We start from the raw sequence: 20075 nt of genomic DNA, 5'->3' as shown, positions 1-20075 counted from the left end.
GTCCTACGCTGTTGGTATGCGTTCGAGTTGCCGGAACTCTGATAGCACGGAGAACTTCACCTTACGCTTGTCGGCGGTCATCTGCACTTTTCCCGTTAAAGGAATCTTGCGCAGCTTGCCCGTCTTGTGACGGACTTCGAATTTGCCGAAACTGGGCAGCTTCAGAGTAAAGCCGTTGGTGTCGATATTTTCCTTGATCACGGTCACGATGCTGTCGGTGACGACGCAGACGACGTGATCTGCTTCCCGATCGGAGTTTAGGTTGAGGGTTTGGCGAACCAGCGTGGCAACAACATCGCGTCCGACCTGTGGGCCTTTGACACGCTTCTTCGGGGATGATGTCTTGGTCACCACGGTAGATTGACACGTAAGCCCGGTGCCTGTGAAGTCCGATTATCCAAGGAGTCCGGCGCACTCGCAGTCGGGATATTCGGAGCAGCAGGGTGTGTCGTCCTTCTTAGGAAGCTTTCGACTCGTCGGCCTGCCGTATGCGGGATTCGGGCCACGTGGTGTGCGCTCCCGTGGACCGTACCAGCCAATACGCAATTGTGGTTCAGGATTCTCCATAGCACGTTGAGCAGGCCAGCGAGTGTTTCAATAGGTCGAAGGAGCCTCTCGCGAGGTTCACGCCACCTGTCCACGGATCTCCCGTAGCACTCATGCCCACCAGCTTGCTCTGATCTTGAATGTGGAAGTCGCGCAACCTTGGTACTCTCGCCCGACCTCTCTCGCGCTGGCACAATCAGCGTGGAGGATCACGCGCATGGCATCACCGAGACTCGCACCCAAAATTAAAATCTCTATTCACAAGAAGAAGCCTGTAATGTCGGCCCGCCCTGCTCTCGATGGTGAAGATTGGGTGCCATCGAAGTATGCATACAAACCCAGCGCATCTGGCTCCGTCTACGATCCGAACGACATTCCAAAGCCACAGCCGGAAACCCTTAAAGCCGAGATCATGAATCTGATGAAGGACGAAAAGCGGGCACGCTACCTGCTCGGTCAGAAACTTGAACTGCTCCAGAAGGAACGTGCTCGTGGTCGTAATGGCACATTCTTGAAAGACCTGCGCGAGTTGCACATCGCGGATTCGAAGGCGTATCGACTGATAAAGTTTTACCGCAGGGTTCAGGCTTACATCACAGTGAAACGGGCCGAGGATACCAAGCTTGCTACAAAATGGGCTAAGGACGGCATTCAGGATGTCAACGATTTTGAGCGCGGTCTGCTGTCGGACAAAGCAGACGAACACCTCGCAAGCATCAACGTAATGGGTGACATGGAGCGAGAGAAAGTGAAGCAGGCTCAGGCGACACGAGCGGCTCAACCCTCCCGCTTCAAACTCACGCTGCCGTTCAGCGATGCTCAGAAGAAACAGTTCAAGAAAGCGTGGGAATCATTAGAAGAGAGCACACGTGTCTCAATCGTGTTCAAGGCGGTGATGCGTGCTGCAAAGAATTGATGTCAACCGTCTGCTCCCAGACAACCATCCGATTCTCGAAGCCGGTGAACGGCTGTTCCGCAACGCTCCAAAGGCACATGAGTGGGACGCGGCGAAGCTGGGCGGGATCGACATCGTCAGAGCCAACACTAGCTCCGACGAAACAGAAATCGTTCGCAAGCCGAACGGCGATCTGCTGTTCATGCTCATCAAGAATGTTATCGAAGAGCACGTGTGGCTTCCTGCCTACGACCATCCTCCGCGAACGCAAGTAATAAATCATTGGGGCGAGAGTTTCAGGGAAGGGAGCCATCCCGTGGCTGAGCCGTTAGCCAATACGGTGCACGGCTGTCTCCCTTCATGATTCATATGGACCGGATCACCGAAAGTAACGAGCCTCACTCACAGCCTGTCTGCACGAAGAAGGACATGACCACGTTCGAGTGGCAGATCGCCATGGGCATCCGGTGTGCGGAGTGCGAGGAATATCTCGTGGATTGCAGATGCAAATGAAGATTCCTTGGGACAAAGTCTGGTCGTTTCTCGGCAAAGCGTTCAGCGAGAACGGTGCGCCGTCCTCCAGTCGTATCATGTCCGGCATCCTCAGCATCTGGACGATGCTAATCATCGGCTTCACCATTCGGCATTGCTTCTACCAGCCCACTGACAAACTCGCCGTCTGGCTCCCGAACCTTCCCATGATTATCGGCGCACTCGCTGTGCTCACTACGATGCCTTACGGCGTAGGCAAAGCAGGGCAGGCACTCATGTCGTTGAAGACGGGCCAGCTTCCTGCGAGCGCGGACACGACGACCGTTGTTGTGGACGACAACGCGAAGGGCTAAGTGGGCAAGCCGCATCATCCAGTAGGGTTCCGAAAAGCCATGACTCGCTTCGAGCAGGAACAGCACGCTCAGGAGTGGGCATTGGACGACGCCATGCGCCAGCGCAGACGCGAACGGGCGGACCGAGAAGAGTCCCGCATCCGTGCTCTGCCCAACTACGATCCACCATGGCGTGTGCCCGCAGGCAAAAGAAAAGCCGCTCCGAAGAGCGGCTTGAGTGGGGAGCGTTCCCGGTAGGTTATTTGGCATCGACTTCTTCGACCGTGACCACGTTCAGACTCAAGGTTTCATCGCGCTTCTTGCCGTGGACGATGAACTTCACCGCTTTGCCGTCCGCCTTGACCACGTTGTAATCCTGCCCGACTTCGAGCGTGGGCATGCCCCAACTTTTCAGTTCTTCGAGGGTGTATCGCTTGTTGCCGATCGTGCCCACGATGATGTCTTGGTTGAACGACGTGCGGTAGGTTTTCTCGTCATCTCGGGTGGCTTTGTGGATCGAGTTGACGTGCATCTGCACCGGAGCGGTTTGCGCGAAGGAGTGGCTCGCGAGCACCAACCCGATGAAAAACATTGCAGCAGTTCTCATTGCTTGCCTCCAGTTTGAAATAGGTGTGTCGAGAAACAGATCGATGGTGCGACCAGCGCGTGCGAGGCCAGTCGCTCTATCCGGGTTTGTCATTGCGCCTTCTCCCATGCCGAGTGCTACCCGAAGTTTCGCAGCACCCTGCTCGCTTGCCAAGATTACCCTCAGTGCATTCCTGCTGTTGCGGGGAAGAGCCGAGACGAATTCAGCCGCGTGTGATTTAGTCATTAGCGTGCACCCGCTTTCGCAGCATTCGCCTTCGCTGCAACCTTGAGGACGCCGTTCGCCACGCACCAGTAGGCGTAGCGCACCACGCGCTCGTTCGTGACCTTCTTACCGTTGAACTGCCTGCCGGTGAACTTCGCCTGAAGTTCCGCCACTGTGACATGGCCCTTCTTCGCGACGAACGCCACGAAAGCCGCGACGAAGCCGCGTTTGATTGAGTCGGTCTTGGCGACCGTCAGTGTTTGCGTTTGGATCGTTTTGTAAGCCATCTTTTGATCTCCCTGTCGGCAGTTGCCGATGACGAGATCATGTCCGGCTATGACGATGACCGACATGGGCACCTTGGTTTGAGCAAAGTACCCACTCGACATACCTGCTGTATCCCACACGATTCATGTTGAGAACGGGAGGGCCACGGGCTGGGCGGGAGCCTCGAACGAGCCTATAAACGTCCCTACGTGTCCTGTGGCATCATAGGTGGCGTGCCGAACGAATCGCTCTCCGAAAAGCTTCGCCGCGAGTCTGACGAATTGCTGGCTACCGCAGCGAAGCTGATAGAGCACGCTGCGACTCTCAAGGCGAAAGCGACTGAGTTGCAGAAGCAAGTGGCGCAGATGGAACGCAAAGAAAAGGGCCACACGCGAGGGTGACCCTGAGAGGGTTTCAGTATTCGTCGGGCAATAAGAAGGTGGTTGCGCTCCGGTCGGCTTCCGTGATGATCCAGAAGCGCGTGCCATCGCTCATGCGGTAGACAGACAGCAGCCGGAGTTCGCGCAGAAGGCTCTGCTCGTTCGCCTGCCAGTCCTCCGCGTCCACTTCGCCCCAATCGCCAGCGAGATGCCTGACGAGATAGGCGAGCGGGTCGTCCCCGGATGTCCTGAATGCTTCCAGAACACCCGGAGTCGCCACGACTGAGCCGGGAGAGAATTTCACCCCGCTCACTTGGTGACCACGGCCTTGAAGATGCCGTGGTTCCGGCAGTAGGAAATGTATCGATGCACGCGGTCCGACGTCACCTTCCGGCCATCGAACTGGCGTCCGTTGAATTCAGCGATGAGCATCGCCGCATCCACGGTGCCTTTCGCCTTCACAAACTTCACGAACTCCAAGAGGAAGCCGCGCTTGACGGTGTCGATTGAACCGAGTGTGAACTTCGCATCCGGCTCGGTTGGCTTAGAAACCTTCTTTGCTTTCTCGGCCTTCCCGTTCTCTGCCTTATCGTTTGCTGCCGCTCGCTTCGCGTCTGTCGTGCCTTGTTTCTTCATTGCTCGTCTCCTGTGAATCGATTGAACTCATAGGGGAGGGAGCAAATCTTGTCCCGGCAGGAGGGGCTACGACATCAACTTTCTGGAATTGGGAGGGGTCACTTCAGAATGCTACAAACGATGGAAACATTACCGGATCAAAAGGACGATCTCGAAGATTCAATCTGACTTTGTCCCAAAGACCGGAACCATGGTCGCTGGGAATATGAGCAGCAACTTGCTCCACCGTGGCAATCCACACAGCGGGTGTTGGGAGATACCAGAAATGGAAAAGAAAACTGCTTCCCGCCTCAGCCGCTACTTCCCACTCATGCCGAGTCAGAAAAAAGACGAATTCTGTGGTTGTGGTCGCCTTGGCTTCAATGAACAGCTTTGTCAACTCACCTGTCTCATTCCATCGATGAGACGCAATGTCGTACCCAGCCGTGTTGTCTTCAAGCGATATCCACACTGGACTTTCGCTTATGCCCAACTTCCTGAGCGTCTCAATCTCCAACTGAAGGGAGAGTTTCTCACCCCGTCGTCCGATCTCCAGCAGTTTTTGGGACTGTTCAGCGCGAAAGTGTGCGGCCAATTCGTCCCACCAAAGACGCACCGCTTCGTCGATTGGGCCGAGCAAGCCTGCATAATTCAGACACTGTTTTTGGCCAACCGACAGTACATCACGCACTCGATCTCGCCCCAAGAAACATATCTTCGCCCAAAATGGCTTCAGCAGAATCGCCAGCTTGAACAATGTTTGCCTTAGTTCCTCGGTTCGATTCGGTGATGAGCAAAACGGGGCAATGCCATGCTCTTCGCAAATGTCGAGTGCGGCCTCGTAATCAAGCGAATTACGGAAAACTGGACCGTTGCGGAGTTGCCTAATAGCATCCGCGACTGTTACTTCGGGATAGGTTTGAAGATGTCGCTTCAGATTCAAGCCAGCATCGATCACACTAATGCGAAACACCAGATCCGGCTTCACACCAGTTCCTCGCCCGGTTCGGGCGCAGTGCCAGAAAGTTCGTTGATTAGATCGACTATGTCATCCAGAGTAATGTCGTAGTCAATCGGCTCTTCTCCTTCCTGTTCATCTAAGGCGAGCTGACGAAGGTCAATATCTTCAAGTGCATTTGCCATCATGTTCAATTTGTCGATGAGTCTGCGCCGCACGGAGTAGTCAATCGCCCCGATGACTCCGGGCGCAACAGACTCCATGACATGCACATAGGTGAGCGTCTCAGGTGGCAGGCCCAATCGATGAATTCGATCTACGCTCTGCAAGAAATGGGCAGCGTTGTAGCTACGATCCACATAGATCGCATGGTGACAGACACGATGAAGGCTGATTCCTTCGGAGCAAGCCGCTGGGTTAGCCACCAGAACTCGACCGTGGAGATCATTGGAATGAAATGCACGAATGCGTCCTTCCCGCGTATCCAGATTGTTAGGGTCACCGACAGGAACTCCGCCATGAATAAAGGTTGCACCGAACTCGGACAGTAGACTGCTGAGTCGCTCGACGTTTTCTCGAAAAATGCTCCATATGACGACGCGGGCAGATCGATCATTCGTGAGGATTTCACGGGCCAACGCAACCGTTGCAAGCAGTTTTGGAGAATCACGCTCGGCAACAACTTGGGTGAATATTGCTTCCAGAGTGTCATCGTTGTGTAGGAAATTATCAAGCTGCTGCGATGTCATCGCCCGAACTGCGAGGACAGGATTCGATGAAATCTGTAGGAGACGCACAACTGCCATGCGTGCCGCACCAAGATCGATATTCGCATTAGCCGACACTCCCGCCATCCGTTGCAATATCGCATCGCGAACCAAGCTGTAGAACGCGAGTTGTGCATCGGACATGGTTACTGCGTGATGCCGCTTTACAACTGGTGGGAGTGCCAGTTCGCTTTTTCTGGCCCTCACATAGAGTGGCCTTAGTATTTGGGCCGGATTCTCGGCGACGACGATCTGACGCCCGAGTCCTTGTCCGGGCCATAAAAAGTCGATTTGCGGCACGACATCCACCAGCGCATTTGGCATCGGCGTGCCACTCATGATGTCGCGACGAATTGGCAAATGGGCGATGGAAAGAAGAGCCGCGCCACGTTGGGAAAAACCGCCAGACTTCATCTTGTGGCTCTCGTCAACGATCAAGTGCACTCGATGTGACCGCATAAAATCAGCAACGACCTCGGGAACCCTAATCAATTGATCGTAGGAAATAATCGCGCGACGAGGTTCGGCTCTTAGTGCAGCGCGGACACCATCAATCCCTTCTTCCAGCCGAACAAATGGGGTCATATCCGCTTCTGGATGCGATTGAATCAAACTTTCGGAGATCACATCGTCCCATGCGGCAAAAGCATTCTTCGGAGCAACCACCAAAAGATGTGCGTCCCTATTAGTTAGCAGATGGACTGCAAGGGCGACGGTGGTTTTTCCCGCACCCGGCACAGAGAAATTTGCGCCATTGCGCTGCGCGGCCATCAGCACCACATCCCTGCGTTGATGATCTTTCAGTTCTCTACCGAATCCGAGCAGGCCCAGTTGCTCCTGCACACTTTGCTCCGATAAGTTCGGTAACGTGCGCGGTTCCCGCAAGGCGATGTATTCCTCGCGGAATCTCTTTAACTGGTCTCGCGCTCCCCCCGAATATTCAATGCCGAAGCCAAACTGCTTCCGCATATCGGCGAGCCGAGCCACCATTGATAGCAATGCCGCCCAATCCATGTCGAAAACACGACCGCGTATTGGGAGGTCAGGTTGCACTCGCGTGGCGAGTCCGGTAATTCGAGCCCAGACGGCCTGCTCCAGTTCGGGACTGGCCGTGATCCTACCCTTCTGTTCTCGTTCGAGATATTCCAGCTTTATGGTCATGCGCTGGCGATCACTCTGCGGCCTTTGCGATAGGAATCTTCGAAATTATTTCCTGTGCCCGTTCCGAACAACTAACGAGTTGTGCCCGAATCTTGGGGAATGTGGAGGGATCGGCACCGTTCAGTTCGATGTCGTGCAAAAGTGAATTAGCGGACTCAGCATTTCGCAGGGCAAGCATTTTACGACCGCCTTCCTGTTTCTCCTGTTGAATCTGGGCCGTGATGCGAGCAATCTGCTGTGCGCGCTCCTTACTTTTCTGGGCATCGAGAATAATGGGCTTCAGAGCGGAGTATTGCTGAGTGGTTTCTTCTGTCACCCCACCAAGCGGATCATCATCATCGGACGTGCTCGGCATGGCGCTCGGTGTAGGCGCAATTGAAATCTTCTCCTCCTCGGCAAGGCGTCGCAACAGTTCCTCTGCATCCTCACCAAAAGCGAACCGAAATTGGTAGGCACGATCTTGCAACCCACGCGCTTCTTTCACCAACGGATAGGCGATGAGCCGACTGAGTTCCTCGATTTCTCCAGATTTATTTTCCAGAGCCTGCTGCAACTGCTTGAACATCTGCTCACTTTTGTCGACAGCCTCGTACTCCCGTGGCCGTTTGAGGTATCGCTCCAGATAATCCTCAGCCAACTCAAGCTGTTCGATCTCCCGGTTGATGTCTTTCTGGCTCTTGAATCGGTACATCTTCCTAAGTTTATCGGGTGGTATTTTATGGTGGTCACGCCGACGTCGGAGTTTTAGCTTGCGAGATATCCAATCGTATTCCAGTTTTGTTTCAGGTATCTCTTGCAGTTCCGATTCGATCTCTTCGAGGTCGGGGAACGTCGCGTTACTTGGTAACACTGTCACATTTACAAACCCGAACTTACTGAACTCCGTGTTTTCTGCGTCCAACAGCTCGCGCATCGATACCAACCGTCTGTTCCCATTCACAACGACTCCGGAATGGGTGATAAGAAGATTTTGACTTTGGACCGCTTTGTACTTGAGTTCGGCGTAGATGTCAGCGCGGGGATCCTTTGCAATCTCCAACAGGAGCGCGTGTTGAACCATCTGCGCTTCCTCGTCTTCCTCACCAGACACGAAGTAATTTTCGTCCAGTTTATTTCGGCGAATATATTCTTCCTGAGCTTTCCCGGTGCGCCCGTTCTCCATCCGGTAGAGGAGCAAATCAATGGGCAACCGCACGACCGGCAGCTGCTCGGGCTGGTCACGAAATACTACGATTTCGTGAGAAGATGGGTTCTTGATCTCCTCGGCAATGCGCACAATTCGATCTTTTTGATCCGCAACTTTGACCTGAAACGTCACGGGCATCTCCTTTTATTCGAAACTGACGATGAGTACGGGCACCGTTACAATATGGAAAAACAGCTCGCCCAATTCCTCTGTGACCCTTCCGAAATTCGCGATGTTGCTCCCCAAGGTGGAAGCAGCCGCTGTTGTGGGTATGACGAGAACAGCAACGTCCACGCGATCGCGCAAGTACATTGACTGAAACTTCATAAGGTCATAAAACGCACGCGTGATGTTGCCAGTTTGAACCGTCAGGCCAACTCGCTGCTTCATTGCGTTGATAGTGGGATTGTGATCTGGGTGGACACGCGGCTCATTCGCCCATCCCAACTCCGCCAGTTGTGAATCAAAATGCGTCTTAATGTCAGGCGATGAGCCGGGAGCCACGCCGACCAGCGAAGCGTCGGGCAGGTGGAGAATTTCTTGCAGCAAGCCTTTGTCGGATAGCTCTTCCTCAGCTCGCCGATGGGAGTGAGTCTGGGCAGTTTGCATGCCCCACAAGATTAGCCTAAGGTGCGTGGAATGTTAAGGGGCAGGACTTCGCCCTACTTAAATAGCCGTGCGGTATCTTCTCCCGGAACCTTGGACAGGGGCGACTTGGTGTGGTCGTAAATGGGCTTGTCGTGCGGCCGGTACTTAGCCTTTCCGATGAGTGCGTCAGTCAGCCACTGTTGTCCAACACGAACATATTCCTTAACGACTTCCGCTCCCCAGAACTTCCTCTGATTTATGGCCGCAGCTACGCCCGCAGAAGCGGCTCCAGCATAGGGATCAAATACTAACCCGTTCGTGGGAGTCAGAGCCTTCACCAATCTTTCTACGAGACCGACAGGAAACTGACACGGATGCGAATGCTTTTCCACGTGATTACTTTTTACATTCGGGATGTCCCAAAATCCGTCCCACATTTCGTCGCAGGAAGCTTCCCAGACATCTTCAGGATTCTTGCCATTCGGGTTGCTCGAAAGCTCACCTGCTTTCGGTCCTTTGTAGTGACGCTTGCCGGGATATTTCGATTTGACTCGAACAGCGTCGAGATCAAAATGGTATTCGTTCGCTTTCGTATACCAAAGGATCACTTCGTACCGGCCACTGAATCGATGCTTGCAGTGCAGCCCATGCCCGAATCGCCATACGATTCTGTTTCGTAGAACTAAGCCCATCTCCTCAAAAATCGGATGAAACAAAATGTCGAGCGGGTAGACGCTCCCCCGGTTGTTTTTGCTACTCACGATGTAGTTGCCAACCTGCCAGCAAAGGCTTCCCGTGGGTTTCAGTCGCTTGACGAGCTCGTCTATGACTTTTTTCTGCTCGCTCTTGTATTGCTGCAATTCCACTTTCTGTTCGTACGGCTTGCCAATGTTGTAGGGCGGAGAGGTAACGATCAGATCAAAGAGAGGTTTCTCAGGAAGCACTCCGAGCACATCTTCGCAGCGTCCTTGGAAAAGAGCATAGTCAGCGTTTCGGCTCACAAATGCCGCTGGATCGGCAGTCACGAAAACTGGATCTGGCATTTTGGGACCGACGATAGCGAGTTGTCTGCGATCTTGCTTTTTTAGGGGCATCTGGCCGAAAAGCAAGATTACCCTACAACACCCAACAATATCCAGCAAAAACGCACCGGGGGATACATCATAGCGTATGAAGATGGCTTACACGAAGGCTTGATACGACTTCGCGACCAGAGCCTGCGCGTGAGCAGACGCGGCCTTCGTCGCTTTCAGGTACCGCTGCGTCGTTTCCATATCGCTGTGCCCGAGCCATTCCATCAGGGTGGGAACGCTGACCCCGTTCTCGCTGTGGTGCGTCGCGAACGTCTTGCGGAATTTGTGCAGTTCCCAAGTCCCGATGAGGTTGGCGTCCTTCGCGATGTTCTTCAGGATGCGCAGAAAGTGCCCCTGCGGTTTTCCCTGCTCGTTCGGGAAGATCAGGTCGCCCGGCTTCGCGTCACCCCGAGCGGCCTTCAGCTTCGCCATGACTTCAGGTGGGATGGGCACGAACCGATCCTCACGGTCCTTCACCTTCCAGCCGCGCTCCGGTTTCGGCTGCACGTGGAGGACGTTCTGCTCGGAGTTCAGATCGCGCCATTCAGCGTGAGAGACTTCGCCTTCGCGACAGCCGCTCCACAGAAAGTATTCCCACACCAGTCCCTCGTCTGCGTCGCTCGCCTTGAACAGAGCCTTGAGTTCAGCCGGAGTGTAAGCCTCAACCACCTTCTCGTCGTAGTCGAGTTTCCCGAGCAGTTCGCCAGCGATCTCGATCTTGGGATGCTGAGCGCGGAGGAACGTGTTCAATCCCTGAAAGCAGTTGTAGACCGACCGAGCACCCTTCGGTCCGTTGTACTTCTTCCGCAAGAAGCGAATGAAGTGTTGGCAATCGACGACGGTGATCTGGTCGAGGTACTGCTTGCTGCACGACTCTTGGAACAAGCCCAGCATCCGTTGCCGCGCTTGGTAGGTCTTCGGTGCCTTGCCAGCCTTCACGTCCTCCAAGAAAACCGCCACGGCGTCTGCAACCGTGACACGCGGTCCACCTTTCTTCGCTATTTCCTCTGCCGCTCCAGCCACACCTTGCAGCGCGGCCTCACGGTTCTGTTTGGCCTGCCACGCGGTGAGGGCGTCGGTGCCGACGTTTTCATACTGCTGCTTTTTGTCCTCGTTCCACGTCACGTAATAGGCGTGCAACTGGCATTTCTCGATGCGGGTCTTCCGACCGTTGACCAGCACCACGAGCGGCTCCGGCCACCCTGTGGATCGCATGAAAGGTTTGTAGTAGGAACGCTTGCCGTTGACGGTTGCGGCTGCCATGAGCCGGACCCGAAGGTTTGCCATTGATTCTTCTCCTGTTACACCAGTACTGGCGAACAAGAGAAGTCTGCCTTAGTTGTTAATGGAAAACATTAATCTTTGGCACCCGCGCAGAAACTACAGGGGTTAAGGGTTACTGGCGGAGAGGGGGGGATTCGAACCCGCCTAAGAACGTAAATTCAACAACATGCAAGGCCACGGATGGCACCGTAGTACATGAAAAGCATCACTAGACCAGCTAACGGATTGCGGATGGATCGCACCCCACCCTGCGGTTTGCCGAACGAGGCCGTCCCCCCGCGGAACGCATTCTAAATATCTCTCGAAGATATCAGGCACGCCAGTTCCACGTGGGATCGGCCCGAAGCTTAGCCACAAATTGGTCGCCTGGCAACACCGTCTTGGAGTCGTTGTCGATCAGCAGATTTGGGTCATCCGCTATGACTTGAACTACCTTCTTCACGATGTCCAACGATGAATAATCCAGAAAAACTCGACGGGGGTCTATCTCTCCACCTTCCAGTTTTGGATGGTAAATGTAAACACGGCTGTTCGCGTCCTCGATCGCCAGTCGATCGGAGGGCGTCTTCAGCAACGACCAGTGCAGTGCGAGGAGTGAGCGCAGATGGTCGAGTGGGATATCTTCGTTTCCAGTTATTACAATGGTGTCCATAGCCGTTTCAAGGTGCAACTACTTGCAACAAGAGTGCCTGATCCCCCGTCACCAATCCCCCTTGGGCACCGACTGCCCGAACCGCATTTGGAAGCATTCTCGGTGCATACCCGATGCTTGGCAATCCGGTGGCGGCTTCGGAGGCCTGCAATTGACCGAGGATCCCCGATGCGCCCACCGTGTTCTTCACTTGAATCACCGCATTGTTGAGGAGAATATCATGGTCGCCCAGTTGGGCGGGTGGCCCGGCCTCTCAGTTCTTATTTGATATTGCTTCTAGCTCCAGAACTGTGGGTGCCCCGTCCTTGCGTCGTTTGCAAGGGCGGGTACGAGCCTGCTTGTGTCATGGGATTTCGGCCGAGTCAAAATCGGCACGTGTTGCTTGAGAATATGGCGGAGAGGGAGGGATTCGAACCCTCGGTACAGGTGTTAGCCCGTACAACGGTTTAGCAAACCGCCGCATTCGGCCACTCTGCCACCTCTCCGGCGTGCGGAGCTACAGTTTACCACGGCGCATTCGACGGGTGCCGGCGGTTTCTCCAGGGGATCTCACTGGACAAACTGGAATCGGCTGGCTACACGACCGGTTCAGGCCTTAGAGAACATCATCATGGCCAGCACGACCGGAAGATAGAGAACTGAGGCGTGAACGACTCCGCGGGCCAGAACCTTGGTTGGAAATCTCATAAGCTTGGTCACGTGATAGAGCATGTACGCGCCCGCCAAAGAGACTGCGGAGAAATAAATCAAGCCCCCGCGGCCAGACAGTGGCAGCATGGTAGTGAGCACCAGAATTACGGTGAAGCCGAAAATTTCTGCGCGCGTGAAGCGCGAATCGAGATCGAAGCTCGGCAGCATCCTGTAACCAGCCCGGGCGTAGTCCTCGCGATACATCAAAGCTATCGCCAGGAAATGCGGGAACTGCCAGAGAAAGAGAATGGCAAACAGGAACCAGGCATTCCGATTGATGGCTGCCGAGGCTCCAGCCCAGCCAATCAATGTAGGCATGGCGCCTGGGAACGCTCCCAACAGTGTGCACACCGGCGTTTTTCGCTTTAGGGGGGTGTAGATCAAGAGATAGGACAGCAACGTAGATGCTGCCAGCAGGGCGGACAACATGTTCACAGCGAGCGCAAGATAAAGCCCGCCTGCGAAGCTAAGCAGCATACCGAACCAGAACGCTTCCCGTGGGCTGAGCCGGCCTGCGGGCAACGGGCGCGAGGCCGTGCGGAGCATTTGTCCGTCCCATACCCGCTCCACCCATTGATTCAATGTGGCCGTTCCGCTGGCGACCAGCAAAGTACCGACGAGCGTGTTCAGCAGGCCCATCACTTGGAAAGGACCGGGAGAGCCCAGATAGTAGCCGGCTGAGGTCGTCATCAGAATCAGGAGGTTCACTTCCGGCTTGGTCAGAGTGTAATAGTCCCGAAGCTTGGACTTTAGCGTCTGCGGGGAAACCGGGTTGGACATCACTTGTGTAGCCGCCATTTTTACCAATCCTGCTCGCATTCGCTCTGGACGTCAGTGTCTCGAACCTGACCGTTCTTGCGACGCACCACAAAAATCATGCCCACGGACATGAGTGTAGGAGGAACGATAAGTATCAGAATCCCGCTCTTCAAGGCCTGAATCATTCGCGACCCGGAGGAGGCCGCCTGAGTGTAGCAGAGAGCGCAGCTTTGGGAAAATAGAGGCAGCGGCGCCAGCAGGAAAATCAGCGCGGCCAGCGCGAGCATCGTCCATCGAAATTTGTTGGGGCCGCTCATGTTCAATAATTCAGTTCTCAATTTCTTCCGTATCGCACCAAGCATCTACTTTGCCCAAGGCACTCCGTTGAGTAAGCGATAGCTATCCGTCCATCCGTATTGCATGGCGAAGAGCACGAATAGGGTGATCACCGCGACGAACCAGAGGAGCCCGCGGCTATCCACCCACAGATGCATAAAGAATAACACTGCCAGAACCGCCTCGACGCAGGCCAGCAAGATCATTCGCGTGAACATTTGCGTACCGTCGAGATTGGAGTAAGCGATAACAAACTGCAATCCCGCAATGGCCAGGATGCACACATAGACGATCAAATATTTCGTGCTATTGCTGTGTTGCACTTCGGCAGCTGCCATTTCAATCTCCTGTCATCAGTTCTTATACCGTCCGGGTTACCGTGTTCCGTCAGTGGGAGAGATTCAAAAGATAGACCAACGGGACCACAAACATCCAGACCAGGTCTACAAAGTGCCAGTAAAGGCCGGTGATTTCGATGTCGTCGGCGTTGTAGCGGCCGCCCTGATAGCGAAGGCCTACGACGAGCAGTGCGATGACGCCCGATGTAACGTGCAAAAGATGCAACCCGGTGATGCTGAAAAAAGACGCTCCGAACAGGGCCGAGCCCCAGGGATTCTGGAATAAGCGCATGCCCTCGCCGATCAGCCCCATCCATTCGCGAATGTGCAAGACAGCGAAAGCAAGCCCGAGCACGGCTGTAATCATGGTCCATCGGAAAGCCCTGGCCTTGTCCCCCGCCTTGGCCGCATCGATGCCAAACAGCATGGTCAGGCTGCTGGTGACGAGGATGAATGTCATTAAGGCTACATTCGTAATGCTGTGAAACGGCCGAGGCCAATGGGAATCGGAGATACGCAAATAGCCGTAGGCCACCAGGCAGGCAGCAAACGTCGCCGAGTCGGCGATGATGAACAGCCACATCGCCATTTTCTTGGCAGGGATGGCAAAAACCGGCGGCACTCCATTCGCGTCGTGTCCGTGAATTGATAGATTGGCGTAGCTCAATGCGCCTCCTGGACTCCTTAGTTGTGACGACGTTGTGTCAAAACTACAAGCGGGCTAAAGCTTTGCCCACAGCAACCACAGCAGATACACCCAAAGGCCATCCATAAAATGCCAGTAGTGGCTGGTCGCATCGAGCGTGCTCTTGCGGAGCGTGGAGCGGTTAAACTTGTGAATCACTCGCGCCAGCCCGCCCAATCCGCCGAAGACGTGCAAGGCATGCATCACGGTCAGCACGTAGAAAAACGAACTGTTCGGATTCGTGGCCAGGTACAAACCCTGCGCGCGCAACTGCAACCACGCCGTAAACTGACCGGCCACAAAAAATATCCCAAGGAATAGAGCGGCATATAGCCAGCGAGCCGGATTTTCGGCCCCGGCTTTCACAATGCCAGGTTTCCCAACCAAAGCCTTCGCCGTCATGAAGGCTCGAACCTGGCGGCGGCCTATCTCCAGCGCCACGCTGCTGGCCAGAAGCAGCAACGTATTGAAATAAAGAATGGGCGGCAGAGTCAGGTGCTGCCAATCTTTGGCTCCGCCCTCGCGCACAACGAGGGCGCTGGTGAACGCCAGAAAGGTCATGGTGATGGAGGCGAGCACAACCCATATTCCGGTAGAGGACGGAGGCGGCGAGTGCCTATGTACTGTGCGCAGGTTTCCGTTGGCCGGGGTAAGGTTGCCCCCGCCGTTGCCGGAATCATTCAGCCGAACCCTGGGCTCTTCTCCGATCGCCGGTTTGGGTGGCTCGTGGACCGTAGTTGCCATAAAGATGAATGCTTTCCTGGTTCAAAACCTAATGCGAGAAATGCCGCGAGCCGGCTATGCCTCGTCGGGCCCGTTCACTTTCTCGGGTGAAGTTTGCATGATGTAGTCGGCGGACGCGCCTTCCACGCTGTACTGATGCGGATCGTGATGGACCTCGGGAAACGTCCCACCAAAATTATTGAACGGCGGCGGCGACGACGGAGTGCTCCACTCCAAGGTGGTAGCTTCCCACGGATTCGCCGGCGCTGGCTTCCCCCAGAAACGGCTGTAGATCAAGTTGTACAGGAAGATCAATTGAGCCAGGCCGGTGAGGATCGCCGCGACCGTAATGAAGCGGTGAAGTGGAATCAGCGGCTGCAAATAGTCGTCGGTAAACGCCTGGTAGCGGCGGACATTGCCCGCAAGCCCAAGATAGTGAAACGGCATGAAGATGCAATAGGCGCCAATGAAACTCAAGATGAAATGCGCCTTGCCCAGCGTCTCATTCATCATGCGGCCGTACATCTTGGGGAACCAGAAATAGGTTCCGGCGAAGATTCCGAACATCGCTGCCACTCCCATGACCAGATGGAAATGGCCGACCACGAAGTACGTTGCGTGCAGCATGATATCGATGGAGGGCTGGGCCAGGAAGAATCCGCTGATCCCTCCGGTAATGAACATCGAGATGAAGCCCAGAGCAAACAGCGACGCCGAATTGATCCGCAGCTTCGCTCCATAAAGGCTGCCCAGCAGGATCAACACAATGATCGTGGAGGGAATGGTGATGACCAGCGTTGGGAAGGAAAATACTACGGAAGAAACCGGATTCATGCCACTGACGAACATGTGGTGCCCGTACACCATGTAACTGAGAACAGCGAGCGCTCCCAAGGAATAAACCATTACGCGATGACTCAACAGAGGCTTGCGCATCGAAGTCGTAAGTATGTGGGAGACGATGCCCATTCCGGGTACGATGGCGATGTACACCTCAGGATGGCCGAAGAACCAGAACAGATGCTGCCAGAGCAACGTCGAGCCGCCCGAGTGCGGTTGGAGCTGACCGTTGAATACCAGATTGCTGGGCACAAAAAAGCTGGTGCCGGCTAGATGATCGAGGACGAGCAGAATGCAGGCCGGCATCAGGACCGCGAACGCGGTCAGACCCATGATGGAAGTGATGAACCATGCCCAGACGGTATACGGAAGCCGCCACATGCTCATGCCCTTGGTACGCATGTCCAGAGTAGTGGTGATGAAGTTCAGAGAACCGAGCAACTGGCCAATACAGAAAAGTCCAATCGCAGTCGCCCATAGGACGACACCGGTTCCCTGGCCTGGGCCGGCGACTGCGCCGACGGCGCTCAACGGCGCATACTGCGTCCAGCCGCCTAATGTGGGCCCATCGCCGACAAAAAACGAGGACATCAAGACCAGGAAGCCGGCGAAGGTGACCCAGAACGACATCATGTTGAAATGGGGGAAGGGCATGTCTTCGGCGCCCACCTGGATCGGCAAGAAGTAATTTCCAAAGGCCGCAAAGGGTGCCGTAGTCAATACGAAGAAGACCATGATGGTGGCGTGCATGGTCATAATTTGCAGGTAATACTCCGGAGTCATGACTCCGCCGGGAGCGCCCGTTTTGGACAGCGTCTCCAGTCCCGGAATCGCGGCGTTGGTCCATCCCAGGTGAATGCGCATCAGCCAGGAAAGAAACATACCCACGTAGGCGGCAATCAGAGCCATCCCGTAATACTGTTTCCCGATGACCTTGTGGTCCAGGCTGAAAACGTGCTTCGCGATAAAGCTAGTGGGCTCGTGAGCTGCATGAGCTGCGTGCCCGGCCACATCGTGCATGGTTCACCTCGAAGAAAATAGTCCCGATTGCCTAACCGCGAAATCGGCAAATCGCTCTACTGAAGCGCCGCCTGCTTTTTGATCCAGTCATCATAGTCCGACTGCGACAACACACTCAAATATGCCTTCATGTTGTAGTGGCCCAGACCGCAGAGCTGGGTACAGACAATTTCATAGCGTCCAATTTTGGTCGCCGTGAAATGCAGAGAAAGATCGAGACCGGGAACGAAGTCCTGCTGCACTCGCAGTTCGGGAACAAAGAAGGAGTGCCCGACATCTTTCGAGTGCATCAGCAGATGAACTTCTTTGTTCACTGGAATCGCCATCTCCGCAGTGACGACGTCGTCTTTCGAATCGGCGTCGTTGGTCTGGTCGATGCCGAAGAAATTCGCGTTGGCTTCGTTGATCATCTCCGGGTGGATCGGTCCAAACTTGCCGTCAGGCCCGGGATAACGGAAGTAAAAGGCGAACTGGCCTGCCTGCGCCTGAACCTGCACGGCGTCCGCAGCCGGCGGAGTGAAATACACGTTCGCCCAGGCCTTGACGCCGAAAATTCCCAGAGCCAGCACTTCGGTTCCGACAAGCAGGAATGCCGCCCAAACCATGGCTTTGGCGCCACCGGGAAAAGTCTTGGTCTTTTCGCCCTGCCGCCAACTGGAGAACCTCCAGATGAAAAAGGCGAGGATGATTTGCGAGATCACAAACGAGATTCCAGCTTCCAGCATGGTCTCATTCGTCTGATCGTCAATCGCTGCGCCGTGAGTGGAAATATCTTGCGGCGTAGGCCACGTATGCATGACGATGGGAATCGCCGATGCGATTGTAATGACGACGATGATGACTGCAAAGAACTTTGCCATGAAAGCCCTCGCTGTGATTCCAGCTGTTTCGAGTCCGCCCGGACTTTTTAGAAGCCGCCGCATGGAAGCGCGCGGCGGCTTTAAAGTACGTGAAGCTCTTAGGTCGTTACTTCGCCTTGAAAGTGAAATCGGCGGAGGCGGATTGCCCGCCAGCCACGGTCACCTTCGCGGTCTGAGTTCCCAGATCTTCCTGCCACGCGGTCACAGTGTAGCTTCCGGGGGGAACATTGTTGATGGTGTAAGACCCGCTGGCATCGGTGGTTGCGTATGGGCCTTTCACCACCACAAACCAGCCGTGCATCCAGGGATGAATATTGCATTGCACTGGAATCACTTCCGGAGCCTTCCAGCTCTTTTCGACCGGCTGAGCGCCCGGAGGCTGCGACTGGTTCCAGGGGATGTTGCCCGTCATTGGATTAGGGAGCGGGTGAATATTGTGGGTCGTCTGATCGCTGGTTACGACCTTGAATTTCTGGTTTACATCCAGCGCCAGCACGTGCGGCGTGTACATGCAATTCTTCTGATCGAAAACGGGGACAGTGGTGGGCGTTTCCGATTCCGCGCTGGCAGGCAGTCCCGCGGAGATGTAGAGAACCACGTTCTCCAGCCCACCGCCCGAGCCAGCCACCACGGTTTCAAGGTGGGCCGGGGTAGGATTTGCCTTGACACAGTAGGGATCCTTGGACATGTCGATACCCCTCATGTGAGGGGCGGTGCCGTTGAGCTTCACGGTGCCTGTAATTTTGCCTTCACCGGCAGCCTTGACGTTGCGGCCGAGAATCAGCACCGCACACGCGACTAAAACTAGGGCGGATAGTATTGCCACCGGGAACCGATGGGATATCGCTTTCATAATCGTTCCTCCATTCGAATGCCGCTACAGATCTAATTCTAGACCTGCTTCATCGTCATTTTTCGCGTTTTGTTTTTATTGTGTTGCCGCCGGAGGCGGAGCGTTAGGATCTACCGGCTTAAGGCCGAGCTGCCTGGCCATCATTTTTTCCTTGCTATTGGGCGACATCAGCGCACGAAGGTAGAACACCAGGTCCCAAGCTTCTTCGGGCTTGATATTGTCGGCAAATGACGGCATCGGGGTCCCGTCCAGCCCGGTCATGAAAATTCGGTAAATATCGCGATCGGTATCGCCGCATTTCGGACGCGCCCCTTCGGTAAAGTTGTAGGGCAGGATGGGGCGACCTTGATCGTCGGTAAGAGTCGCAGCCGAAGGACCGTTGGCTTTACCTTCGACGCCGTGACACTTCCAGCACTGAACCCGGGCATACACGTCGCGACCGGCCTTAATGCGGTCCGCGGTGACCTCTGGCTCCGGAGGAATCGTGATTGGCGCTCCCGGCTTCTCGTTCGCCCAGCGCGGGGAGAAATGCTTCACCCAGGCCACCAGGTCCGCACGCTGCTGCTTCGTGAACGTGCTCCATTGCGGCATGTTGGAGCGGTCCAAGCCGCGCGCAATGGTGTCGAACAAATCTTCATCGGTGGGTAAAGTCCCCGTCGGGGTGGAGCGACACTTGAATACGCCTAGTTGAAAGTCGCGCGGCTTGGGATCAAGCCAGGGAAAGTTCTCGCCATTCCCATCGCCCAACTCGCCATGGCAGCCAACACAATACCTGCGGTAGTCCGCCTTGGCATCCTTGGCATGGCCGGTGATTTTTCCGATGTGGGCTTCCATTCCCAAACGCGGCTCAAGATCATATCCTGTAAGCTGTGCCCAGGAAGCCAGCGGGAGCGCCAAAATCGCCGTCGCGCCCGCCCATAGCGCCAATCTCATCAAGATTCTCCGCATGTTTATCCCTCTTGGA

Annotated in this window: 26 protein-coding genes and 1 tRNA gene; 5 read left to right on the top strand and 22 right to left on the bottom strand. The window is 55.1% G+C overall.

The features are described from left to right. Positions 1–3 precede the first annotated feature (3 nt). Entirely contained in the window at positions 4–351 is a 348-nt protein-coding gene (locus VGM18_14050; GenBank protein ID HEY3974125.1) for an HU family DNA-binding protein, read from the bottom strand. Positions 352–763: 412 nt separating this feature from the next. On the opposite strand from VGM18_14050, the gene VGM18_14045 reads away from it, so the two are divergent. The 4 genes from VGM18_14045 to VGM18_14030 all read left to right on the top strand — a co-directional run bounded on the left by VGM18_14045 (position 764) and on the right by VGM18_14030 (position 2523). Continuing rightward, complete coding sequence (locus VGM18_14045) at positions 764–1462, top strand: hypothetical protein (protein ID HEY3974124.1); 699 nt, start codon at positions 764–766, stop codon at positions 1460–1462. Beyond that, positions 1446–1805, top strand: coding sequence for a hypothetical protein (locus VGM18_14040; GenBank protein ID HEY3974123.1), 360 nt, complete (start codon positions 1446–1448; stop codon positions 1803–1805). The genes VGM18_14045 and VGM18_14040 overlap by 17 nt, the downstream gene beginning before the upstream one ends. 145 nt (positions 1806–1950) lie before the next feature. Beyond that, positions 1951–2286, top strand: a complete 336-nt coding sequence (locus VGM18_14035) for a hypothetical protein (protein HEY3974122.1) — start codon at positions 1951–1953, stop codon at positions 2284–2286. Positions 2287–2325: 39 nt separating this feature from the next. Next, positions 2326–2523, top strand: a complete 198-nt coding sequence (locus VGM18_14030; protein HEY3974121.1) for a hypothetical protein — start codon at positions 2326–2328, stop codon at positions 2521–2523. A 1-nt stretch (position 2524) separates the two neighbouring features. Here the strand turns inward: VGM18_14030 and VGM18_14025 are convergent, their stop codons facing one another. Both VGM18_14025 and VGM18_14020 read right to left on the bottom strand, forming a co-directional pair. Next, entirely contained in the window at positions 2525–2872 is a 348-nt protein-coding gene (locus VGM18_14025) for a hypothetical protein (GenBank protein ID HEY3974120.1), read from the bottom strand. A gap of 224 nt (positions 2873–3096) precedes the next feature. After that, entirely contained in the window at positions 3097–3465 is a 369-nt protein-coding gene (locus tag VGM18_14020; protein ID HEY3974119.1) for a hypothetical protein, read from the bottom strand. A gap of 111 nt (positions 3466–3576) precedes the next feature. Here VGM18_14020 and VGM18_14015 point away from each other — a divergent pair, with 111 nt between their 5' ends. Next, a complete protein-coding gene (locus VGM18_14015; protein ID HEY3974118.1) occupies positions 3577–3744 on the top strand; it encodes a hypothetical protein in 168 nt (55 codons plus the stop codon). 13 nt (positions 3745–3757) lie between these two features. On the opposite strand, the gene VGM18_14010 is transcribed toward VGM18_14015, so the two are convergent. The 19 genes from VGM18_14010 to VGM18_13920 all read right to left on the bottom strand — a co-directional run bounded on the left by VGM18_14010 (position 3758) and on the right by VGM18_13920 (position 20059). Continuing rightward, positions 3758–4027 (bottom strand): hypothetical protein, encoded by a 270-nt coding sequence (locus VGM18_14010; protein ID HEY3974117.1) that lies wholly within the window; start codon positions 4025–4027, stop codon positions 3758–3760. Positions 4028–4032: 5 nt separating this feature from the next. Next, on the bottom strand, positions 4033–4359 hold the full coding sequence (locus tag VGM18_14005; protein HEY3974116.1) for a hypothetical protein: 327 nt from the start codon (positions 4357–4359) through the stop codon (positions 4033–4035). A 103-nt stretch (positions 4360–4462) separates the two neighbouring features. Further along, positions 4463–5326 (bottom strand): DUF3883 domain-containing protein, encoded by an 864-nt coding sequence (locus VGM18_14000; protein ID HEY3974115.1) that lies wholly within the window; start codon positions 5324–5326, stop codon positions 4463–4465. Next, a complete protein-coding gene (locus tag VGM18_13995) occupies positions 5323–7224 on the bottom strand; it encodes a DEAD/DEAH box helicase (protein HEY3974114.1) in 1902 nt (633 codons plus the stop codon). The genes VGM18_14000 and VGM18_13995 overlap by 4 nt, the downstream gene beginning before the upstream one ends. A gap of 10 nt (positions 7225–7234) precedes the next feature. Continuing rightward, entirely contained in the window at positions 7235–8542 is a 1308-nt protein-coding gene (locus VGM18_13990) for a hypothetical protein (protein ID HEY3974113.1), read from the bottom strand. 12 nt (positions 8543–8554) lie between these two features. Then, the gene (locus VGM18_13985) at positions 8555–9019 is read right to left on the bottom strand and encodes a BglII/BstYI family type II restriction endonuclease (GenBank protein ID HEY3974112.1); all 465 of its coding nucleotides are present in this window, start codon (positions 9017–9019) and stop codon (positions 8555–8557) included. Positions 9020–9072: 53 nt separating this feature from the next. Then, positions 9073–10140: a site-specific DNA-methyltransferase gene (locus VGM18_13980; protein HEY3974111.1), complete on the bottom strand. Its 1068-nt coding sequence runs from the start codon at positions 10138–10140 to the stop codon at positions 9073–9075. Positions 10141–10179: 39 nt separating this feature from the next. Continuing rightward, positions 10180–11358: a site-specific integrase gene (locus VGM18_13975; protein HEY3974110.1), complete on the bottom strand. Its 1179-nt coding sequence runs from the start codon at positions 11356–11358 to the stop codon at positions 10180–10182. A 307-nt stretch (positions 11359–11665) separates the two neighbouring features. Further along, positions 11666–12007 carry a hypothetical protein gene (locus tag VGM18_13970; GenBank protein ID HEY3974109.1) on the bottom strand — a complete coding sequence of 114 codons (342 nt, stop codon included), beginning with the start codon at positions 12005–12007 and terminating at the stop codon, positions 11666–11668. Between the two features lie 391 nt (positions 12008–12398). After that, positions 12399–12492, bottom strand: a tRNA-Ser gene (locus VGM18_13965). Between the two features lie 103 nt (positions 12493–12595). Then, on the bottom strand, positions 12596–13495 hold the full coding sequence (gene cyoE, locus VGM18_13960; protein ID HEY3974108.1) for a heme o synthase: 900 nt from the start codon (positions 13493–13495) through the stop codon (positions 12596–12598). 2 nt (positions 13496–13497) lie between these two features. Next, positions 13498–13773, bottom strand: a complete 276-nt coding sequence (locus VGM18_13955) for a hypothetical protein (protein HEY3974107.1) — start codon at positions 13771–13773, stop codon at positions 13498–13500. A 45-nt stretch (positions 13774–13818) separates the two neighbouring features. After that, positions 13819–14130 carry a cytochrome C oxidase subunit IV family protein gene (locus tag VGM18_13950; GenBank protein ID HEY3974106.1) on the bottom strand — a complete coding sequence of 104 codons (312 nt, stop codon included), beginning with the start codon at positions 14128–14130 and terminating at the stop codon, positions 13819–13821. A 49-nt stretch (positions 14131–14179) separates the two neighbouring features. Continuing rightward, positions 14180–14797: a cytochrome c oxidase subunit 3 gene (locus tag VGM18_13945; GenBank protein ID HEY3974105.1), complete on the bottom strand. Its 618-nt coding sequence runs from the start codon at positions 14795–14797 to the stop codon at positions 14180–14182. A gap of 54 nt (positions 14798–14851) precedes the next feature. After that, a complete protein-coding gene (locus VGM18_13940) occupies positions 14852–15559 on the bottom strand; it encodes a hypothetical protein (protein ID HEY3974104.1) in 708 nt (235 codons plus the stop codon). Between the two features lie 54 nt (positions 15560–15613). Beyond that, positions 15614–17398, bottom strand: a complete 1785-nt coding sequence (locus VGM18_13935) for a cbb3-type cytochrome c oxidase subunit I (protein HEY3974103.1) — start codon at positions 17396–17398, stop codon at positions 15614–15616. A gap of 56 nt (positions 17399–17454) precedes the next feature. After that, positions 17455–18258 carry a hypothetical protein gene (locus tag VGM18_13930; GenBank protein HEY3974102.1) on the bottom strand — a complete coding sequence of 268 codons (804 nt, stop codon included), beginning with the start codon at positions 18256–18258 and terminating at the stop codon, positions 17455–17457. Positions 18259–18364: 106 nt separating this feature from the next. Then, a complete protein-coding gene (locus tag VGM18_13925) occupies positions 18365–19111 on the bottom strand; it encodes a carboxypeptidase regulatory-like domain-containing protein (protein ID HEY3974101.1) in 747 nt (248 codons plus the stop codon). 75 nt (positions 19112–19186) lie between these two features. After that, positions 19187–20059 carry a cytochrome c gene (locus VGM18_13920; GenBank protein HEY3974100.1) on the bottom strand — a complete coding sequence of 291 codons (873 nt, stop codon included), beginning with the start codon at positions 20057–20059 and terminating at the stop codon, positions 19187–19189. Positions 20060–20075 lie beyond the last annotated feature (16 nt).

Source organism: Candidatus Sulfotelmatobacter sp., from assembly GCA_036500765.1.
Lineage (GTDB): Bacteria > Acidobacteriota > Terriglobia > Terriglobales > Acidobacteriaceae > Sulfotelmatobacter.
This window is presented reverse-complemented; position numbering and strand designations above follow the sequence as displayed.